This is a genomic window from Streptomyces barkulensis (genome assembly GCF_002843305.1).
GTDB classification, from domain to species: domain Bacteria; phylum Actinomycetota; class Actinomycetes; order Streptomycetales; family Streptomycetaceae; genus Streptomyces; species Streptomyces barkulensis.
Genome location: NZ_PGSG01000117.1, coordinates 50,002 through 66,429, shown reverse-complemented (window position 1 = coordinate 66,429; position 16,428 = coordinate 50,002). Strand labels below are relative to the sequence as shown.

Here is a 16,428-nt window from a genome sequence, read left to right as displayed (position 1 = left end):
CCATCGTGCGCAAGGTGCTCATCGCCAATCGCGGTGAAATCGCTGTCCGGGTCGCCCGGGCCTGCCGGGACGCCGGGATCGCGAGCGTGGCCGTCTACGCCGACCCGGACCGGGACGCGCTCCACGTGCGGGCGGCGGACGAGGCCTTCGCGCTCGGTGGCGACACCCCCGCCACCAGCTACCTGGACATGGACAAGGTGCTCAGGGCCGCCGCCGACTCCGGCGCCGACGCGGTCCACCCCGGCTACGGCTTCCTGTCGGAGAACGCCGACTTCGCCCAGGCCGTCCTCGACGCCGGGCTGACCTGGATCGGCCCGCCTCCGCAGGCCATCCGCGACCTGGGCGACAAGGTCGCCGCCCGCCACATCGCCCAGCGCGCCGGCGCCCCGCTGGTGGCCGGCACCCCCGACCCGGTCTCCGGCGCGGACGAGGTCGTCGCCTTCGCCACCGAGCACGGCCTGCCCATCGCGATCAAGGCCGCCTTCGGCGGCGGCGGACGCGGCCTGAAGGTCGCCCGCACCCTTGAGGAGGTCCCCGAGCTGTACGACTCCGCGGTGCGCGAGGCGGTGGCCGCCTTCGGCCGCGGCGAGTGCTTCGTGGAGCGCTACCTGGACCGGCCCCGGCACGTGGAGACCCAGTGCCTGGCCGACACCCACGGCAACGTGGTGGTCGTCTCCACCCGGGACTGCTCGCTGCAGCGCCGCCACCAGAAACTGGTCGAGGAGGCCCCCGCCCCGTTCCTGACCGACGCGCAGAACGCCGAGCTGTACCGCGCCTCCAAGGCCATCCTGAAGGAGGCCGGCTACGTCGGCGCCGGCACCTGCGAGTTCCTGGTCGGCCAGGACGGCACCATCTCCTTCCTGGAGGTCAACACCCGCCTGCAGGTCGAGCACCCGGTCACCGAGGAGGTCACCGGCCTGGACCTGGTGCGCGAGATGTTCCGCATCGCCGACGGCGAACCGCTGGGCTACGACGACCCGCCGGTGCGCGGCCACTCGCTGGAGTTCCGCATCAACGGCGAGGACCCCGGCCGGGGCTTCCTGCCCGCCCCGGGCACCGTCACCCGCTTCGATCCGCCCGCCGGCCCGGGCGTGCGCCTGGACGCCGGGGTGGAGTCCGGCTCGGTCATCGGCCCGGCCTGGGACTCGCTGCTGGCCAAGCTGATCGTCACCGGCGCCACCCGGGCCCAGGCGCTGCAGCGGGCCGCCCGGGCGCTGGCGGAGTTCACCGTGGAGGGCATGGCCACCGCCCTGCCCTTCCACCGCACGGTGGTCGCCGACCCGGCCTTCGCCCCCGAGGTCAACGGCCGGCCCGCCGGCCCCTTCGAGGTCCACACCCGGTGGATCGAGACCGAGTTCGTCAACGAGATCAGCCCGTTCACCGCGCCCGGCGCGGACGCCGAGGACGACGACGAGCCCGGCCGCGAGACGGTGGTCGTCGAGGTCGGCGGCAAGCGCCTGGAGGTCTCCCTGCCCGCCGCGCTGGGCATGTCCCTGGCCCGTACCGCCGCGGCCGGCGGCGCCCGCCCCAAACGCCGCGCGGCCAGGAAGTCCGGTCCGGCCGCCTCCGGTGACGCGCTGGCCTCCCCGATGCAGGGCACCATCGTCAAGATCGCCGTCGAGGAGGGCCAGACGGTGGCCGAGGGCGAGCTGATCGTGGTGCTGGAGGCGATGAAGATGGAACAGCCCATCAACGCCCACCGCGCCGGCACCGTCAAGGGCCTGACCGCCGCCGTCGGCACCGGTGTCAGCGCCGGCGCCGTCATCTGCGAGATCAAGGACTGAACCCGAACCGGCCCGCCCCCTCACATCGCGGAAGCGGCGCGAGGGGGCGGGAGAGGGCCGTGCCCGCCGGACATCCGGCGGGCACGGCCCTTCTGGAGCGGTGGAGCGGTGGAGCCGCGGGGCCTCCAGACCCCGCGGCTCCACGGCGATCAAAGCGGTCAGGGCGGTCACGGCGGTCAGGGCGGTCAGAGACCGTTCCCCGAGGCGGCGCCGCGCCCGCTGAGCGTCCGGTCGACGTCCGCCCCGTGGTAGTAGGTCCGGCCCGCGCGGGACCGGCGGCGCCACTTGCGCACGCTGGCGTGGCGGTAGACGCTCCCGAGCGGGATCGCCCACAGCCGGGAGACGTCCGCCGCGGTCACCCAGCGGACTTCCTCCTGGCCGGCCGGTCCGGAACCCCGCGGCGCCGTGCGGTCGTGCGTCCCGGAGTCCAGCCCGGCCTCCGGCCCGGAGGCCGCCCGCAGAGGCGCCAGACGCCGGCTCAGCTGGAGCCACTCGTGGCCGAACCAGCGGTGCGCGGGGTCGGCGTCGCACCTGATCTCGGCCGGCAGCCGCGGCCGCTCCGGACGCAGCAGCGCCGTCAGCCCGCCCGGGCAGCCCGGCTCCACACAGCTGCCGATCCCCACCCGGTGGTCCGGCTCGGGGTCGATCACCCGGCGCGCCCGGCGCACCAGCCGGGCCACCTCCTCGCAGGCCTCCGCGGCGGCCCGGTGGCCGGAGAGCCAGTCGGCGTGGCGGGCCAGGAACTCCGCGAGCGCGGCGACCGTGCGGCGGGGGGCCGTCACACCGCGCTCCTCGACCACGAGTGTGGCCCATGAGCTCAGCACGCCGAGGACCGAGGAACGCACCTCGGCCGCGCGGGTGTCGAAGGGCATGCCGGGCAGCGGACCGCCGGACGTCCTCTCCCCCGTCCGGACCGGCCGGCCGCCGAGCTGCCGGGCGCACTCCTCGTACAGACCGGGCAGCTGCCGCAGGTCCCGCAGGAGGCCTCCCCGGCAGGGAGAACAGAGCCGGCTCCCCGGGTCCGGGAGGTACCGGGTCAGACCGGCCCCCTCCCGGCGCACGCAGCCGGTTCCCACACACGCCGTCGTGCCGACGGCCCCATGGATCGTCCCTCGGACCACAGTGTCCCCCAGATGTCGTTGTCGTCAGGAGCGGCAACTCTAATTACGGGTGTCGTCGCCGGACAACAGGAATTCCGTTTCCTGTGCTCTTCCTGACGTGGAGGCAAGGAATTTCACCGGATTCTTCAGTTGGGCCGTGCATTCCGTGTCCGCCGTGCGCCGGGGCCGCCGCGCCCGGTTCCGGGGGCATACGCGCGGCGGCCGGCCGGCCGGTCCCGGCGGTTTTCCGGAATGCCGGGCACCGGATGTCCGGGCGGCCTCACCCGGGCGCCGCGGGCCCGGCCCGGCCCCGGCCTCGTCCCGCCCAGCCCCGCGGGCCACTGCGGTTCCATGAGGCCCCGTGCGGAACCGCACTTTGCGTCGATCTGATGTTCGTCTCAACTACGTCTGTCCGACGTGCGAAGGCATAACGGAATCTTGCGTAGACCTGAATTGTCGAGCATTGCGGTCGGCCGTCCGGGCGAAGAAGCTTGTCGCTAGTTTCCGATGCTCTGTCTTGAGCGCTTGCCGACCGGCGAACGCGCCCCGTGGGCGCGCCGATTTCCCCACTCTTGCAGGAATTCCGAGAAGGCCGAGGAGAGGTACATGGATGCTGCGGTAATCGTCGTGGGAGCGGGCCCGGCAGGGCTGATGCTCGCCGCGGAACTGCGGGTCGCGGGAGTCGACGTCATCGTCGTGGAGCGCCTGGCGCGGCGCACGGGGGAGTCCCGGGGCCTGGGCTTCACCGCCCGGACCATGGAGGTCTTCGACCAGCGGGGCATCCTGCCCAGGTTCGGCGGGATCGAGACCAGCAACGTGGGCCACTTCGGCGGCCTGCCCGTCGACTTCGGCGTGCTGGAGGGGGCGTGGCAGGCGGCCAAGACCGTGCCCCAGTCCGAGACCGAGAAGCACCTGGAGGAATGGGCCGTCAGCCTCGGCGCGGACATCCGCCGCGGCCACGAGATGCTCTCCCTCACGGACGACGGCGAGGGCGTCGACGTGGAGGTCCGCGGCCCCGAGGGCGTCCACACCCTGCGCGCCGCCTACCTGGTGGGCTGCGACGGAGGACGGAGCGCGGTGCGCAAGGCCGCCGGCTTCGACTTCCCCGGCACGCCCTCCACGATGGAGATGTTCCTCGCCGACCTCAAGGGCATCGAGCTCGCGCCGCGCATGATCGGCGAGACCCTGCCCGGCGGCATGGTCATGGTCGGCCCGCTGCCGGGCGGCATCACGCGCATCATCGTCTGCGAGCGGGGCACCCCGCCCCAGCGGCGCGAGACGCCCCCCTCCTTCGAGGAGGTCGCCGACGCCTGGAAGCGGCTGACCGGCGAGGACATCTCGCACGCCGAACCGGTGTGGGTCAGCTCCTTCGGCGACGCCACGCGCCAGGTCACCGAGTACCGCCGCGGCCGCGTCCTCCTGGCCGGCGACTCGGCGCACATCCACCTGCCCGCCGGCGGGCAGGGCATGAACACCAGCATCCAGGACTCCGTGAACCTCGGCTGGAAGCTCGCCGCCGAGATCAAGGGCTGGGCCCCGCGGGAACTGCTGGACACGTACCACACCGAGCGCCACGCGGTCGGCAAGCGGCTGCTGATGAACACCCGGGCCCAGGGGCTGCTCTTCCTCAGCGGCCCCGAGGTGCAGCCGCTGCGCGACGTGCTCACCGAGCTCATCGAGTACCGGGACGTCAGCAGGCACCTGGCCGCCATGGTGAGCGGTCTGGAGATCTCCTACGACGTCGGGGGCGGCACCCACCCGCTGCTCGGCCGCCGCATGCCGCACCTCCGGCTCGACGCGGACCGCCCGACCAGCAGCACCGAGCTGCTGCACACCGGGCGCGGCGTGCTGCTGGACCTGGAGGACAACCGGCGCCTGCGGAGCCGGGCCGCCGGCTGGGCGGACCGCGTCGACACCGTCACCGCCAGGCCGCAGGACGCACCCGAGGAGCTCCGGAACACGGCCGCCGTGCTGGTCCGCCCCGACGGCTACGTCGCCTGGGCCGCCCCCGGCAGCCACCACGACCTTCCCATGGCCCTGGAGCGCTGGTTCGGCCGCCCCCGCGGCTGAGACCGGCCCGCCGAAGTGGAGGAACCCATGACGACCATTCTCGACGCGGCGCTCACCACCGTCCGGGCGCCGGGCCCCGCGGAGGAGCGCCGGCACGTCGTACGGGCCGCCCGCGGCGTCTTCGCCCGCGAGGGCTGGACGCACACCACCGTCGAGGCCGTGGCCGCCGAGGCGGGCACCGGGCCGGAGACGGTGGAGCACTACTTCAAGGACAAGGGGCGGCTCCTGCTGGCCGTCCTGCTCGAAGGCGCCGCCGCGGTCGCCGCCGCCCTGACCGCCGTGGCCGAGGAACACCTCGCCGAGGTCACCGACCTGGAGCGGGACCTGGCCGCCCTCGGCCGGGCCTGGCTGACACCGCTGACCGCCTTCCCCGAGCACTTCGCCATCGTCCGGCACATCGGCGCGGAGACCGCCCGGCTGCCCGCCGGGGTGCTGGAGATGTGGCAGTCGGCGGGCCCCCGGCAGACCCAGCGGGAGCTGGCGCGCCGCCTGCGGGGCCTGGCCGACGCGGGACTGCTGGACGTGGCCGACGCCGACCACGCGGCCGACTGCTTCGTCCGGCTGGTCGTGGGAGGCGTCGTCCAGCGCTCCTTCCACGGCGCCGTGCCCCTGCCGGACTTCGAGACCGACGCGCTCATCGAGAGCGGGGTGGCCGACTTCGTCCGCCTGTTCGGTCCCGCGACCGCCCGCTGATCCCACGGAAGAGAGAAGACGATGCACAGCACCCTGATCGTGGCCCGGATGGACATCGACTCCAGCGCCGAGGTCGCCAGGATCTTCGCCGAGTTCGACAGGACCGACATGCCGCACCGCATGGGCACCCGCCGCCGCCAGCTCTTCGCCTACCAGGGCCTGTACTTCCACCTGCAGGACTTCGACGGCGACAACGGCGGCGAGCGGATCGAGGAGGCCAGGACGGACCCCCGGTTCGTGCGCATCAGCGAGGACCTCAAGCCGTTCATCGAGGCGTACGACCCGAAGACCTGGAGGTCCCCGGCCGACGCGATGGCCACCCGCTTCTACGACTGGACGGCCTCGCGGTGACGAGGCGGCACATCTACACGAGGGGAGGCCACGACCAGTGGGTCGCCGGGTAGTGATCACGGGGATCGGAGTCCTGGCGCCGGGCGGAATCGGCGTCAAGAACTTCTGGAGTCTGCTGAGCGAGGGCCGCACGGCGACCCGGCGGATCTCCTTCTTCGATCCCTCACCGTTCCGTTCCAGGGTCGCGGCGGAGGCCGACTTCGACCCCGAGCTGCACGGGCTGTCTCCGCAGGAGATCCGCCGCATGGACCGCGCCGCCCAGTTCGCCGTGGTCACCGCGCGCGAGGCGCTGGCCGACAGCGGCCTGGACCTGGCGGAGTACGACCCGCACCGCACCGGTGTCACCATCGGCAGCGCGGTCGGCGCGACCACCGGGCTCGACGACGAGTACCGGGTCGTCAGCGACGGGGGCCGGCTCGACCTGGTCGACCACACCTACGCCCCCCAGCACCTGTACAACTACTTCGTGCCCAGCTCCTTCTCGGCGGAGGTGGCCTGGGCCGTCGGCGCCGAGGGGCCCGTGACCGTCGTGTCCACCGGCTGCACCTCCGGCATCGACTCGGTCGGCCACGCCGTCGAGCTGATCCGCGAGGGCACCGCCGACGTGATGGTCTCCGGCGCCACGGACGCCCCGATCTCGCCGATCACCATGGCGTGCTTCGACGCGATCAAGGCGACCACGCCGCGCAACGACGACCCCGAGCACGCCTCGCGGCCCTTCGACGGGACCCGCAACGGCTTCGTGCTCGGCGAGGGCGCCGCGGTGTTCGTCCTGGAGGAGCTGGAGAGCGCCAGGAGGCGCGGGGCGCACATCTACGCCGAGATCGCCGGCTACGCCTCCCGCTGCAACGCCTTCCACATGACGGGCCTGCGCCCCGACGGCCGCGAGATGGCCGAGGCGATCAGGGTGGCGATGGCCGAGGCGCGGATGGCCCCCGAGTCCATCGACTACATCAACGCGCACGGCTCCGGAACGAAGCAGAACGACCGCCACGAGACCGCCGCCTTCAAGCTCAGCCTGGGCGAGCACGCCTACCGCACGCCGGTCAGCTCCATCAAGTCGATGGTGGGGCACTCGCTGGGCGCGATCGGCTCGATCGAGATCGCGGCCTCGGCGCTGGCGATGGAGAACGCGATGGTGCCGCCCACCGCCAACCTGCACACCCCCGACCCCGAGTGCGACCTGGACTACGTGCCGCTGACCGCGCGCGAGCAGCGCACGGACGCGGTGCTGACGGTCGGCAGCGGATTCGGCGGGTTCCAGAGCGCGATGGTGCTGGCCCGCCCCGAGAGGAGTGCGGCATGAACGCCAGGGCAGTGGTCACCGGGATCGGCGTCGCCACCCCCAACGGAATGGGAGTGGAGGAATTCTGGGACGCCACCCGGATCGGGAAGAACGCGATCGGTCCGGTGACCCGCTTCGACGCGAGCCGGTACCCGTCACGGCTGGCGGGCGAGATCCGCGGCTTCGAGGCCGCGGACCACCTGCCGAACCGGCTGATCCCGCAGACGGACCGGATGACGCAGCTGGCCCTGGTCGCCGCCGACTGCGCCTTCACCGACGCGGGCGTCGAGCCCGGGGACATCCCCGAGTTCGACATGGGCGTGGTCACCGCCTCCACCTGCGGCGGCTTCGAGTTCGGCCAGAACGAGCTCAAGAAGCTCTGGAGCCAGGGAAGTCAGTACGTCAGCGCCTACCAGTCCTTCGCCTGGTTCTACGCCGTCAACAGCGGCCAGATCTCCATCCGCAACGGCATGCGCGGCCCCAGCGGCGTGGTCGTCAGCGACCACGCGGGCGGTCTGGACGCCATCGCGCAGGCCCGCCGGCAGATCCGCAAGGGCAGCAGGCTGATCTTCTCCGGCGGCTTCGACGCGCCGGTCTGCCCCTGGGGGTGGGTCGCGCAGATCGCCGGAGGCAGGCTGTCCACCGGCGACGACCCCGAGACCGCCTACCTGCCCTTCGACTCCCGTGCCCGGGGATACGTGCCCGGGGAGGGCGGCGCGCTCCTGATCCTGGAGGAGGAGCGGACCGCCCGGGAGCGCGGCGCGGAGAACGTCTACGGCGTGATCGCCGGCTACGGGGCGACCTTCGACCCCAGGCCGGGCAGCGGCCGCGAGCCGGGCCTGCGCCGGGCCGCAGAACTCGCCCTCGCCGACGCCGGGGTGCGGCCGCGGGACGTCGACGTCGTCTTCGCCGACGCGGCCGGCACCCCCTCGCTGGACCGCGAGGAGGCCGAAGCCGTCACGGCCGTCTTCGGCCCCTTCGGCGTCCCGGTCACCGCCCCCAAGACGATGACCGGACGCCTCTACTCGGGCGCCGCCCCGGTGGACGTGGTCTCCGCCCTGCTCTCCGTCCGCGAGGGGCTGATACCGCCCACCACCAACGTGGAGCGTTCGGCCGAGTACGACATCGACCTCGTGACCGGGCAGCCGCGCACCGCCCAGGTGCGCACCGCACTCGTGCTCGCCCGCGGCCACGGCGGCCACAACTCGGCGGTCGTCGTCCGGGCCGCCGACTGAGGACAGACGCCCACGATCCCGCGCCCGGCGCCGTGCCTCCCCCTTCACGGCGCCGGGCGCGCACGTTCCCGGCGCGTCCGCAGCGGGCGCGCCGCATCCCAGGAGAGGAAAGGACCCACATGCCCGAGCAGAAGTTCACCCTCGAGGACCTCAAGCGGATCCTCCGCGAGGGCGCCGGCACCGACGAGGGCGTCGACCTCGACGGAGACATCCTCGACACCGACTTCGAGGAGCTGGGCTACGAGTCGCTGGCGCTGCTGGAGACCGGCGGCCGCATCGAGCGCGAGTACGGCATCTCCCTGGACGACGACGTCTTCACGGAGAACCGCACCCCCCGCTCCCTGATCGACGCCGTCAACGAGCATCTCGCGGCGATCCTGACGCACTCGTGACGGCCCGCCGCCGGGCCCCAGGGGGTCCTCCCGGGGGCCCGGCGGCCTCCCCCGCCCACTCGCCCACTCGCCCACTCGCTCACGAACCCTTCCGGTTCCCTTCCGACGAACCACCTGGAGAACAGACATGTCGCAGCAGAACAAGCGGGTCGCCGTGGTCACCGGCGCCACCAGCGGAATCGGCCTGGCCGTCGCGCGCCTCCTGGCCCGGGACCACAAGGTGTTCATCGGGGCGCGGAACGCCGAGAACGTCGCACGGACCGTCAAGGAGCTCCAGGGCGAGGGCCTGGAGGTCGACGGCACCACCGTGGACGTCCGCTCCGCCGACGAGGTGCGCGCCTTCGTCCAGGCCGCGGTCGACCGCTTCGGCACGGTGGACGTGCTGGTGAACAACGCCGGACGCAGCGGCGGCGGCGTCACCGCCGACATCGACGACGAGCTGTGGGAGGACGTCGTCGACACCAACCTCAACAGCGTCTTCCGGATGACCCGCGAGGTGCTGAACACCGGCGGGATGCGCGGCAAGGACCGCGGCCGGATCATCAACATCGCCTCCACCGCGGGCAAGCAGGGCGTCGTCCTCGGCGCCCCCTACTCGGCCTCCAAGCACGGTGTCGTGGGCTTCACCAAGGCCCTGGGCAACGAGCTGGCCCCCACCGGCATCACCGTCAACGCCGTCTGCCCCGGCTACGTCGAGACGCCCATGGCGCAGCGGGTCCGGCAGGGCTACGCCGCCGCGTACGACACCACCGAGGAGGCCATCCTGGAGAAGTTCCAGGCGAAGATCCCGCTGGGCCGCTACTCCACCCCGGAGGAGGTCGCCGGCCTGGTCGGCTACCTGGCCTCCGACATCGCCGCCTCCATCACCTCCCAGGCGCTCAACGTCTGCGGCGGCCTCGGCAACTTCTGAGCGACCGGCCCCGCCCGGCCGTCGGGCCCGGACGGAATCCCGGGCCCGCGCCGGGCCCGCCCGGAGCCCGAACTCCGGACCCCGGACCCGAATCCCGGACCCCGGACCCCGAACACCCGAACCGACTCCGAAGCAGAGGAGCACGAGCATGTCCCGGTCCGCCCTGCGCGAGGTGGAGCACGAGATCACCGTCTCGGCCCCGGCCGCCACCGTCTACCGGCTGATAGCCGAGGTGGAGAACTGGCCGCGGATCTTCCCGCCCACCATCTACGTCGACCACGTCGAGAGGAACGAGGACTCCGAGCGCATCCGCATCTGGGCCACCGCCAACGGCGAGGCCAAGAACTGGACCTCCCGCCGCGTCCTGGACCCGGAGAACCTGCGGATCGGCTTCCGCCAGGAGGTCTCCGCCCCGCCGGTCGCCTCCATGGGCGGCACCTGGGTCGTCGAGGCCCTCTCCGCAACCGAGTCCCGGGTCCGGCTGCTGCACGACTACCGCGCCGTCGACGACGACCCCGAGAGCCTGCGGTGGATCGACGAGGCCGTCGACCGCAACTCCCGCTCGGAGCTGGCCGCCCTGAAGGCCAACATCGAGCAGGCGCACGCCGCCGAGGACCTGACCTTCTCCTTCGAGGACTCGGTCCGCATCGCCGGCTCGGCCAAGGACGCCTTCGACTTCGTCAACGAGGCGGGCCTGTGGCCCGAGCGGCTGCCGCACGTGGCCACCGTCCGCTTCGAGGAGGAGACGCCCGGCCTGCAGACCCTGGAGATGGACACCCGCGCCAAGGACGGCTCGGTGCACACCACCAAGTCGTACCGGGTGGCCTTCCCGCACCACAGGATCGCCTACAAGCAGGTCACGCTGCCGGCCCTGATGACCCTGCACACCGGCTACTGGACGTTCGAGCAGGACGACCAGGGCGTGACCACCGCCACCTCCCAGCACACCGTCACCCTCAACACCGCGAACATCGAGCGGATCCTGGGGCCGGAGGCGACCGTGGCGGACGCCCGGGAGTACGTCCGCTCGGCGCTGAGCACCAACAGCCGCGCCACCCTCGGCCACGCCAAGGACTACGCGGAAGCCAGGGCCTGACCGTGCCGGGGCCCTTCACCGAAACCCAGGTGATCGTGGTCGGCGCGGGCCCGGTCGGGCTGATGCTCGCCGGGGAGCTGCGGCTCGCGGGCGCGGACGTGGTGGTCCTGGAGAGGCTCACCGCGCCCACCACCGAGTCGCGGGCGTCGACCCTGCACGCCCGCACCGTGGAGATCCTCGACGGCCGCGGCCTGCTGGAGCCGCTCGGCGACGTGCCGAACGACCCCAGGGGCCACTTCGGGGGCATCCCGCTCGACCTCACGCTGCCCTCGTCCCACCCGGGCCAGTGGAAGGTCCCGCAGACCCGGATCGAGGAACTGCTGGGGCGCTGGGCGGCGGATCTGGGGGCGGACGTCCGGCGCGGCCACGAGCTGACCGCACTGACCGCGTCCCGGGACCACGTCGAGGTCGAGGCGGTCACCGCGGGCGGTGCGACCGTCCGCCTGCGGGCCGGGTACGTCGTCGGCTGCGACGGCGAGGACAGCACCGTGCGCCGCCTGGGGGGCTTCGACTTCCCCGGCACGGACGCCGTCCGCGAGCTGCTGCGCGCCGACGTGTCCGGCATCGAGATCCCCGACCGCCGCTTCCAGCGGCTGGAGGGCGGCCTGGCCATCGCCGCCCGGCGCCCCGACGGGGTGACGCGCGTGATGGTGCACGAGTTCGGCGCCGTGCCCCGGCGGGGGCAGCCGCGGTTCGCCGATGTCACCGACGCCTGGAAGCGGGTAACCGGGGAGGACATCGGCGGCGGCACCCCGCTGTGGGTGAACTCCTTCGGCGACGCGTCGCGGCAGGTCACCGCCTACCGCCGCGGCCGGGTGCTGCTGGCCGGCGACGCCGCGCACCGGCAGATGCCCATCGGCGGCCAGGCCCTCAACCTCGGCCTCCAGGACGCGGTCAACCTCGGCTGGAAGCTGGCCGCGCAGGTGCGCGGCCACGCCCCCGGGGGCCTGCTCGACAGCTACCACGCGGAGCGGCACCCCGTCGGCCGGCGGGTCCTGGACAACATCAGGAGCCAGGCACTGCTGCTCCTGGGGGGCCCGGAGGTCGAGGCCGTCCGCGAGGTCCTGGCGGAACTCACCGGGGGCGAGGACGCGCGCCGGCACCTCGCCGCGATGGTCTCCGGCCTGGACGTCCGCCACGACGTCGGGCCCGGCGACCACCCCCTGCTCGGCCGCCGGCTCCCGCACTGGGAGCTGGCGACCGGCGACGGGCGCGTCACCACCGCGGAACTGCTGCGCACCGGGCACGGCCTCCTGCTGCTCCTGCCGGGCGCGCGGGAGCGCCTGGAGGAGCTGCGCACCGCCGCCTCCCCCTGGGCGGAGCGGGTCCGCACGGTGACCGCCCGACAGGTGCCCGGCGGCCAGGAGGCGCCGGACACCGCGGCCCTCCTCGTGCGGCCCGACGGCCATGTCGTCTGGGCCGACGGCGACCCCGCGGGCATTGGCGTCACGGCGGCGCTGAACCGCTGGTTCGGCGCCGGGAGGAGGGCGGACGGGCCGGCGGCGCGGAAGGACCGGGCGCCGGCGCGGACCGCGACCAGAGCACCAGCGACGAAGTGGAGAACAGACATGGGCAGGCTCACGGGCAAGACCGCGCTCGTCACCGGCTCCAGCCGGGGCATGGGCCGCGCGGCCGCGCTGCGGCTGGCGGCCGACGGCGCACTGGTCGCCGTCCACTACACGAGCAACGAGGAGGCCGCCGCCGAGGTGGTCGAGCTGATCGAGAAGGACGGCGGCCGGGCCTTCACCGTCCGGGCCGAGCTGGGCGTGCCCGGCGACGTCCACGAGCTCTTCCTCGGACTGGAGGAGGGGCTGCGCGAGCGCACCGGCGGGACGGACCTGAACATCCTGGTCAACAACGCCGGTGTGATGGGCGGGGTCAAGCCGGAGGAGACCACCCCGGAGAAGTTCGACCGGGTGTTCGCGGTCAACGCCAGGGCCCCGTTCTTCCTGATCCAGCGCGCGCTGAAGAACATGCCGGACGGCGGACGCATCATCAACATCTCCTCCGGCCTCACCCGCTTCGCGAACCCGGACGAGATCGCCTACGCGATGTCCAAGGGGGCGGTGGAGCAGCTCGCCCTGCACTTCGCGAAGTACCTCGGCCCGCGCGGCATCACCGTCAACAGCGTGGCGCCGGGCATCACCCGCAACGACAACCCCGTCTTCCAGATCCCCGAGGCGGTGGAGCAGATGAGCGGGCTGTCCGCCTTCGGCCGGGTCGGCGAGCCCGAGGACGTGGCCGACGTGGTGGCCTTCCTGGCCTCCGACGACGCCCGCTGGATCACCGGCTCCTTCGTGGACGCCACCGGCGGCACGCTGCTCGGCTGAGCCGCTGTCCGGCCGGGCCGCTGTCCGGCGGAGCAGCGTGCCGGGGGCCGGCGCCCTTCCACGGGCGCCGGCCCCCGGCCGTCCGACGAGAACCCTCTGGCGGAACGGGAGCGAGATGCCTGAGAACAACCCCTCAGTCCCCGCCGCGGCCACGGCAGGCGGCGGCTGGACACCGGCCCTGTGGGGCCTGCTGCTCGTACTCGCGGGCAACATGCTCATCGACGCCCTGGAGGTCTCCGTGGCGCTGGTGGCACTGCCCGCCATCGGGGACGACCTGGGCCTGGCGCCCGACCGGCTGCACTGGGTCGTCAGCGGATTCGCCGCCGGATTCGGCGGCGTACTGCTCCTGGGCGGCCGGGTGGTCGCGCTGCTGGGACGCCGGCCGGTCTACCTGACCGCGCTCGCGGTCTTCGCCGCCGCGTCCCTCGCCGGCGCGCTCGCCGACGATCCGGCGCTGCTGATCGCCACCCGCTTCGTCAAGGGCGTCTGCGCGGCGCTCACCGCCCCCACCGGCCTGGCGATCATCCTCTCGGCCTTCCCCCAGGGCCCGGCCCGCAACCGCGCGGTGTCGGTCTACTCCCTGTTCGGCGCGGCCGGGTTCGCCACGGGCCTGCTGCTCTCCGGCGCCCTCACCGAGATCGGCTGGCGCTGGACGTTCGCCTTCCCGGCGCCGGTGGCGCTGCTGCTGTTCGCCGCCGCCGTGCGCCTGGTCCCCGGCGACCCGCCCGACCGGAGCGGGAGCGGGAGCGGCCTGGCGGGCGCGGCCGGCCTCACCGCGGTGACGCTGCTGCTGGTGCACGCGATCGGCTCGGTGCCCCGCACCGGCTGGGGCGCCCCCTCCACCGCGGGCGCGTTCGCCCTCGCGGGAGTGCTGGCCGTCCTGCTCGCGCGCCGCGAGCTGACCGGCCCCCGCCCCCTGGCCGATCCCCGGCTCCTCGCCCACGCGCCCCTGGTCCGCTCGGCCCTCGGAGCCGCCGCGCTCAACGGCTCCCACATCGGGATCCTCATGCTGAGCGCCCTGCACCTGCAGCGGCACGCGGGCCTCGGCCCGTGGCAGACCGGACTCGCCTTCCTGCCCGCCAGCGCGCCGCTGGTGCTCAGCGCCCTGTACTCCGGCCGTATGGTCGCCCGCCTCGGCCCCGCGCGGCCGATCGCCGCCGGCGCGGCCGCGGCCGCCCTGGGCTACGCGCTCTACCCCCGCGACCCGTCCGCGCCGCTGGAGTACGCGACCGATGTGCTGCCCACCATGCTGCTGATCGGGGCCGCCTTCGTGCTCGCCTTCACCGCCCTCCACGTCCAGGCCACGAGCACGGCGCCGGCCGGCCGGCAGGCCGAGGCGGGCGGCCTGTACCAGACCGCAGTGCAGCTGGGCGCCGCCCTGACGACGGCCCTGACCGCCGCCGTGTACACGGCGGCCGGCCACGGGGCGGCCGTGCTGCTGGTCACGGCCGTCGGCACGGCGGGCCTCGTGGTGGCGCTGCCGGGGCTGCGCCGGGAGACCCGCACCGACCCCCTGCCCGCCGACCTCACGAGGAGACGGACTTGACGGCGAACCCGACGGCGAAGCGGGCCGCTCACACCCGCGCGGCCCCGAAGGCCCCCGCCGGGGCGGCCGCGGACTCCGCCGGGGCGGCCGCCCCCGGCGCCGTCCCGGCCAGGGACGTACGGGCCGCCGCCGACCACCAGGACCGGATCCGGGAACTCGACGCGTACGTGCGCCGGCTGATCGGCCGTGTGCTGGGAGTCGCCCCGCACCTCGTGGACACCGAGGGACGCCCGATGAACAGCCTCGGCATCGGCTCCATCGCGGGCCTGGAACTCCAGCGCCGCATGGAGCGGGACCTGCACGTCCGGGTGGATCTCCAGCGGCTGCTCCTGGCGGGCAGCGCCGCCGAACTCGTCGACTGCCTGGCCGGGCAGCCGCGCGGCCGGGCCCGCACCGGCGTGGACCCGGCGTGACGCCGCCCGCGACCGGTCCGGCCACCGGTGACACGCGGCACCACCCGGCCGCCGGGGAGACGGAGTTCACCATCGCCCGCGACCGGCTGGACCTGTGGGTGGTGCGCAGCCCCGAGGGGCGCACCGCACGGGAACTCGACCGCTCGGTCCTGGACGACGCGGAACGGCGGCGGGCCGCCATGTTCCTGCGGCCGGCCGACGGCCTGCTGTACGCCGCGGCCCACATCGCGCTGCGCCGGCTGCTCGGCCGCTACCTGGGGGTGGCGGCGGACGAGGTGGGGTTCTTCCGCGAGCCCTGCCCCGGCTGTGGCGGGCCGCACGGCCGGCCCGCGGTGGTGCCGGCGGACCCGCCGGGCCCCGCCCTGCACTTCTCGCTCTCGCACAGCGGCGGCCTGGCCGTGGTGGGGGTGGCGGCGGTGCCGGTCGGGGTCGACGTGGAACGGCTGCCCGGGGAGGAGACCGTCGAGGTGTGCGCCCCGGCACTGCACCCCGGCGAGCGCGCCGAACTGGCCGAGGCCGGGGGCGAGGCCAGAAGGGAGCTCTTCGGCCGCCTCTGGACGCGCAAGGAGGCCTACCTCAAAGGGCTCGGCACGGGCCTGGGGCGCGCGCCGGACCGGGACTACCTGGGCGCCGACGCCCGCCGCCACCCGCGCGGGTGGACCGTGCTGGACGTACTGCGCACCCCCACCCACACCGCCGCGGCCGCCGTGCGGGGCCACGCGCCCGCGGTGGTGGCCGTCCGGCCGCTGGCCGAGACCTGCCTGCTCGCCGGCGGGGAGGCGCGCGCGGCGCGACCGGAGCCGGCCCCGGCGGCGCGCTGACCGGGCCGGCCGCCGAACGCCGGCCACCGGGCCCGCGGCGGCCCCGCCGGCCCGTTCCCGTTCATCCGCACCGGTCGCGGCGCACGCGGTGCACGCGCCGCGACCGACGACGTCCGACCAACGACCCAGGGAGTGTGGCACGACCATGTCCGAGGAGAACGAGACGATCCATCACCGGATAGAGGAGCTGGCCGAGATCAAGGAGACGGCGCGCCGGGGACCGGACCCCGCCGCCACCGAACGCCAGCATGCCAGGGGGAAGCTGACCGCGTACGAGCGCATCGGGCTGCTCCTGGACAAGGGCACCTTCACCGAGGTCGAGCCGCTGCGCCGGCACCGCGCCACCGGCTTCGGCCTGGAGGACAGAAAGCCGTACACCGACGGGGTGGTCACCGGCTGGGG

At 74.1% G+C, this 16,428-nt stretch carries 15 protein-coding genes; 14 read left to right on the top strand and 1 reads right to left on the bottom strand.

The annotated features are described in order from the left end of the window. Positions 1-5 precede the first annotated feature (5 nt). The gene (locus CUT83_RS27720; RefSeq protein WP_101255216.1) at positions 6-1,784 is read left to right on the top strand and encodes an acetyl/propionyl/methylcrotonyl-CoA carboxylase subunit alpha; all 1,779 of its coding nucleotides are present in this window, start codon (positions 6-8) and stop codon (positions 1,782-1,784) included. Positions 1,785-1,969: 185 nt separating this feature from the next. On the opposite strand, the gene CUT83_RS27715 is transcribed toward CUT83_RS27720, so the two are convergent. After that, positions 1,970-2,656, bottom strand: coding sequence for a hypothetical protein (locus CUT83_RS27715; protein ID WP_143688637.1), 687 nt, complete (start codon positions 2,654-2,656; stop codon positions 1,970-1,972). An 834-nt stretch (positions 2,657-3,490) separates the two neighbouring features. On the opposite strand from CUT83_RS27715, the gene CUT83_RS27710 reads away from it, so the two are divergent. From CUT83_RS27710 to CUT83_RS31255, 13 genes are all read left to right on the top strand, one after another. Then, positions 3,491-4,954 carry an FAD-dependent monooxygenase gene (locus CUT83_RS27710; RefSeq protein ID WP_101258552.1) on the top strand — a complete coding sequence of 488 codons (1,464 nt, stop codon included), beginning with the start codon at positions 3,491-3,493 and terminating at the stop codon, positions 4,952-4,954. A 27-nt stretch (positions 4,955-4,981) separates the two neighbouring features. After that, positions 4,982-5,647: a TetR/AcrR family transcriptional regulator gene (locus tag CUT83_RS27705; protein WP_101258551.1), complete on the top strand. Its 666-nt coding sequence runs from the start codon at positions 4,982-4,984 to the stop codon at positions 5,645-5,647. Between the two features lie 21 nt (positions 5,648-5,668). Further along, positions 5,669-5,998: a TcmI family type II polyketide cyclase gene (locus CUT83_RS27700; protein WP_101258550.1), complete on the top strand. Its 330-nt coding sequence runs from the start codon at positions 5,669-5,671 to the stop codon at positions 5,996-5,998. 37 nt (positions 5,999-6,035) lie between these two features. Next, a complete protein-coding gene (locus CUT83_RS27695; RefSeq protein WP_101258549.1) occupies positions 6,036-7,304 on the top strand; it encodes a beta-ketoacyl-[acyl-carrier-protein] synthase family protein in 1,269 nt (422 codons plus the stop codon). Beyond that, on the top strand, positions 7,301-8,518 hold the full coding sequence (locus CUT83_RS27690) for a ketosynthase chain-length factor (RefSeq protein WP_101258548.1): 1,218 nt from the start codon (positions 7,301-7,303) through the stop codon (positions 8,516-8,518). The genes CUT83_RS27695 and CUT83_RS27690 overlap by 4 nt, the downstream gene beginning before the upstream one ends. Before the next feature lie 119 nt (positions 8,519-8,637). After that, positions 8,638-8,910 (top strand): acyl carrier protein, encoded by a 273-nt coding sequence (locus CUT83_RS27685; RefSeq protein ID WP_093852583.1) that lies wholly within the window; start codon positions 8,638-8,640, stop codon positions 8,908-8,910. A gap of 127 nt (positions 8,911-9,037) precedes the next feature. Next, on the top strand, positions 9,038-9,820 hold the full coding sequence (fabG, locus tag CUT83_RS27680) for a 3-oxoacyl-ACP reductase FabG (protein ID WP_101258547.1): 783 nt from the start codon (positions 9,038-9,040) through the stop codon (positions 9,818-9,820). Positions 9,821-9,968: 148 nt separating this feature from the next. Beyond that, complete coding sequence (locus CUT83_RS27675; RefSeq protein ID WP_101258546.1) at positions 9,969-10,916, top strand: aromatase/cyclase; 948 nt, start codon at positions 9,969-9,971, stop codon at positions 10,914-10,916. Positions 10,917-10,918: 2 nt separating this feature from the next. Then, positions 10,919-13,246 carry an SDR family oxidoreductase gene (locus tag CUT83_RS27670; protein ID WP_277347719.1) on the top strand — a complete coding sequence of 776 codons (2,328 nt, stop codon included), beginning with the start codon at positions 10,919-10,921 and terminating at the stop codon, positions 13,244-13,246. A gap of 115 nt (positions 13,247-13,361) precedes the next feature. Continuing rightward, positions 13,362-14,792 carry an MFS transporter gene (locus CUT83_RS27665; protein WP_101258545.1) on the top strand — a complete coding sequence of 477 codons (1,431 nt, stop codon included), beginning with the start codon at positions 13,362-13,364 and terminating at the stop codon, positions 14,790-14,792. Further along, the gene (locus tag CUT83_RS27660) at positions 14,789-15,205 is read left to right on the top strand and encodes an acyl carrier protein (protein ID WP_101258544.1); all 417 of its coding nucleotides are present in this window, start codon (positions 14,789-14,791) and stop codon (positions 15,203-15,205) included. Before CUT83_RS27665 ends, CUT83_RS27660 begins: the two co-directional genes overlap by 4 nt. Beyond that, positions 15,202-16,026 carry a 4'-phosphopantetheinyl transferase family protein gene (locus CUT83_RS27655; RefSeq protein WP_241524833.1) on the top strand — a complete coding sequence of 275 codons (825 nt, stop codon included), beginning with the start codon at positions 15,202-15,204 and terminating at the stop codon, positions 16,024-16,026. The genes CUT83_RS27660 and CUT83_RS27655 overlap by 4 nt, the downstream gene beginning before the upstream one ends. A gap of 145 nt (positions 16,027-16,171) precedes the next feature. Continuing rightward, a partial coding sequence (locus tag CUT83_RS31255) for a carboxyl transferase domain-containing protein (RefSeq protein ID WP_277622949.1) occupies positions 16,172-16,428 on the top strand: 257 nt, incomplete at its 3' end.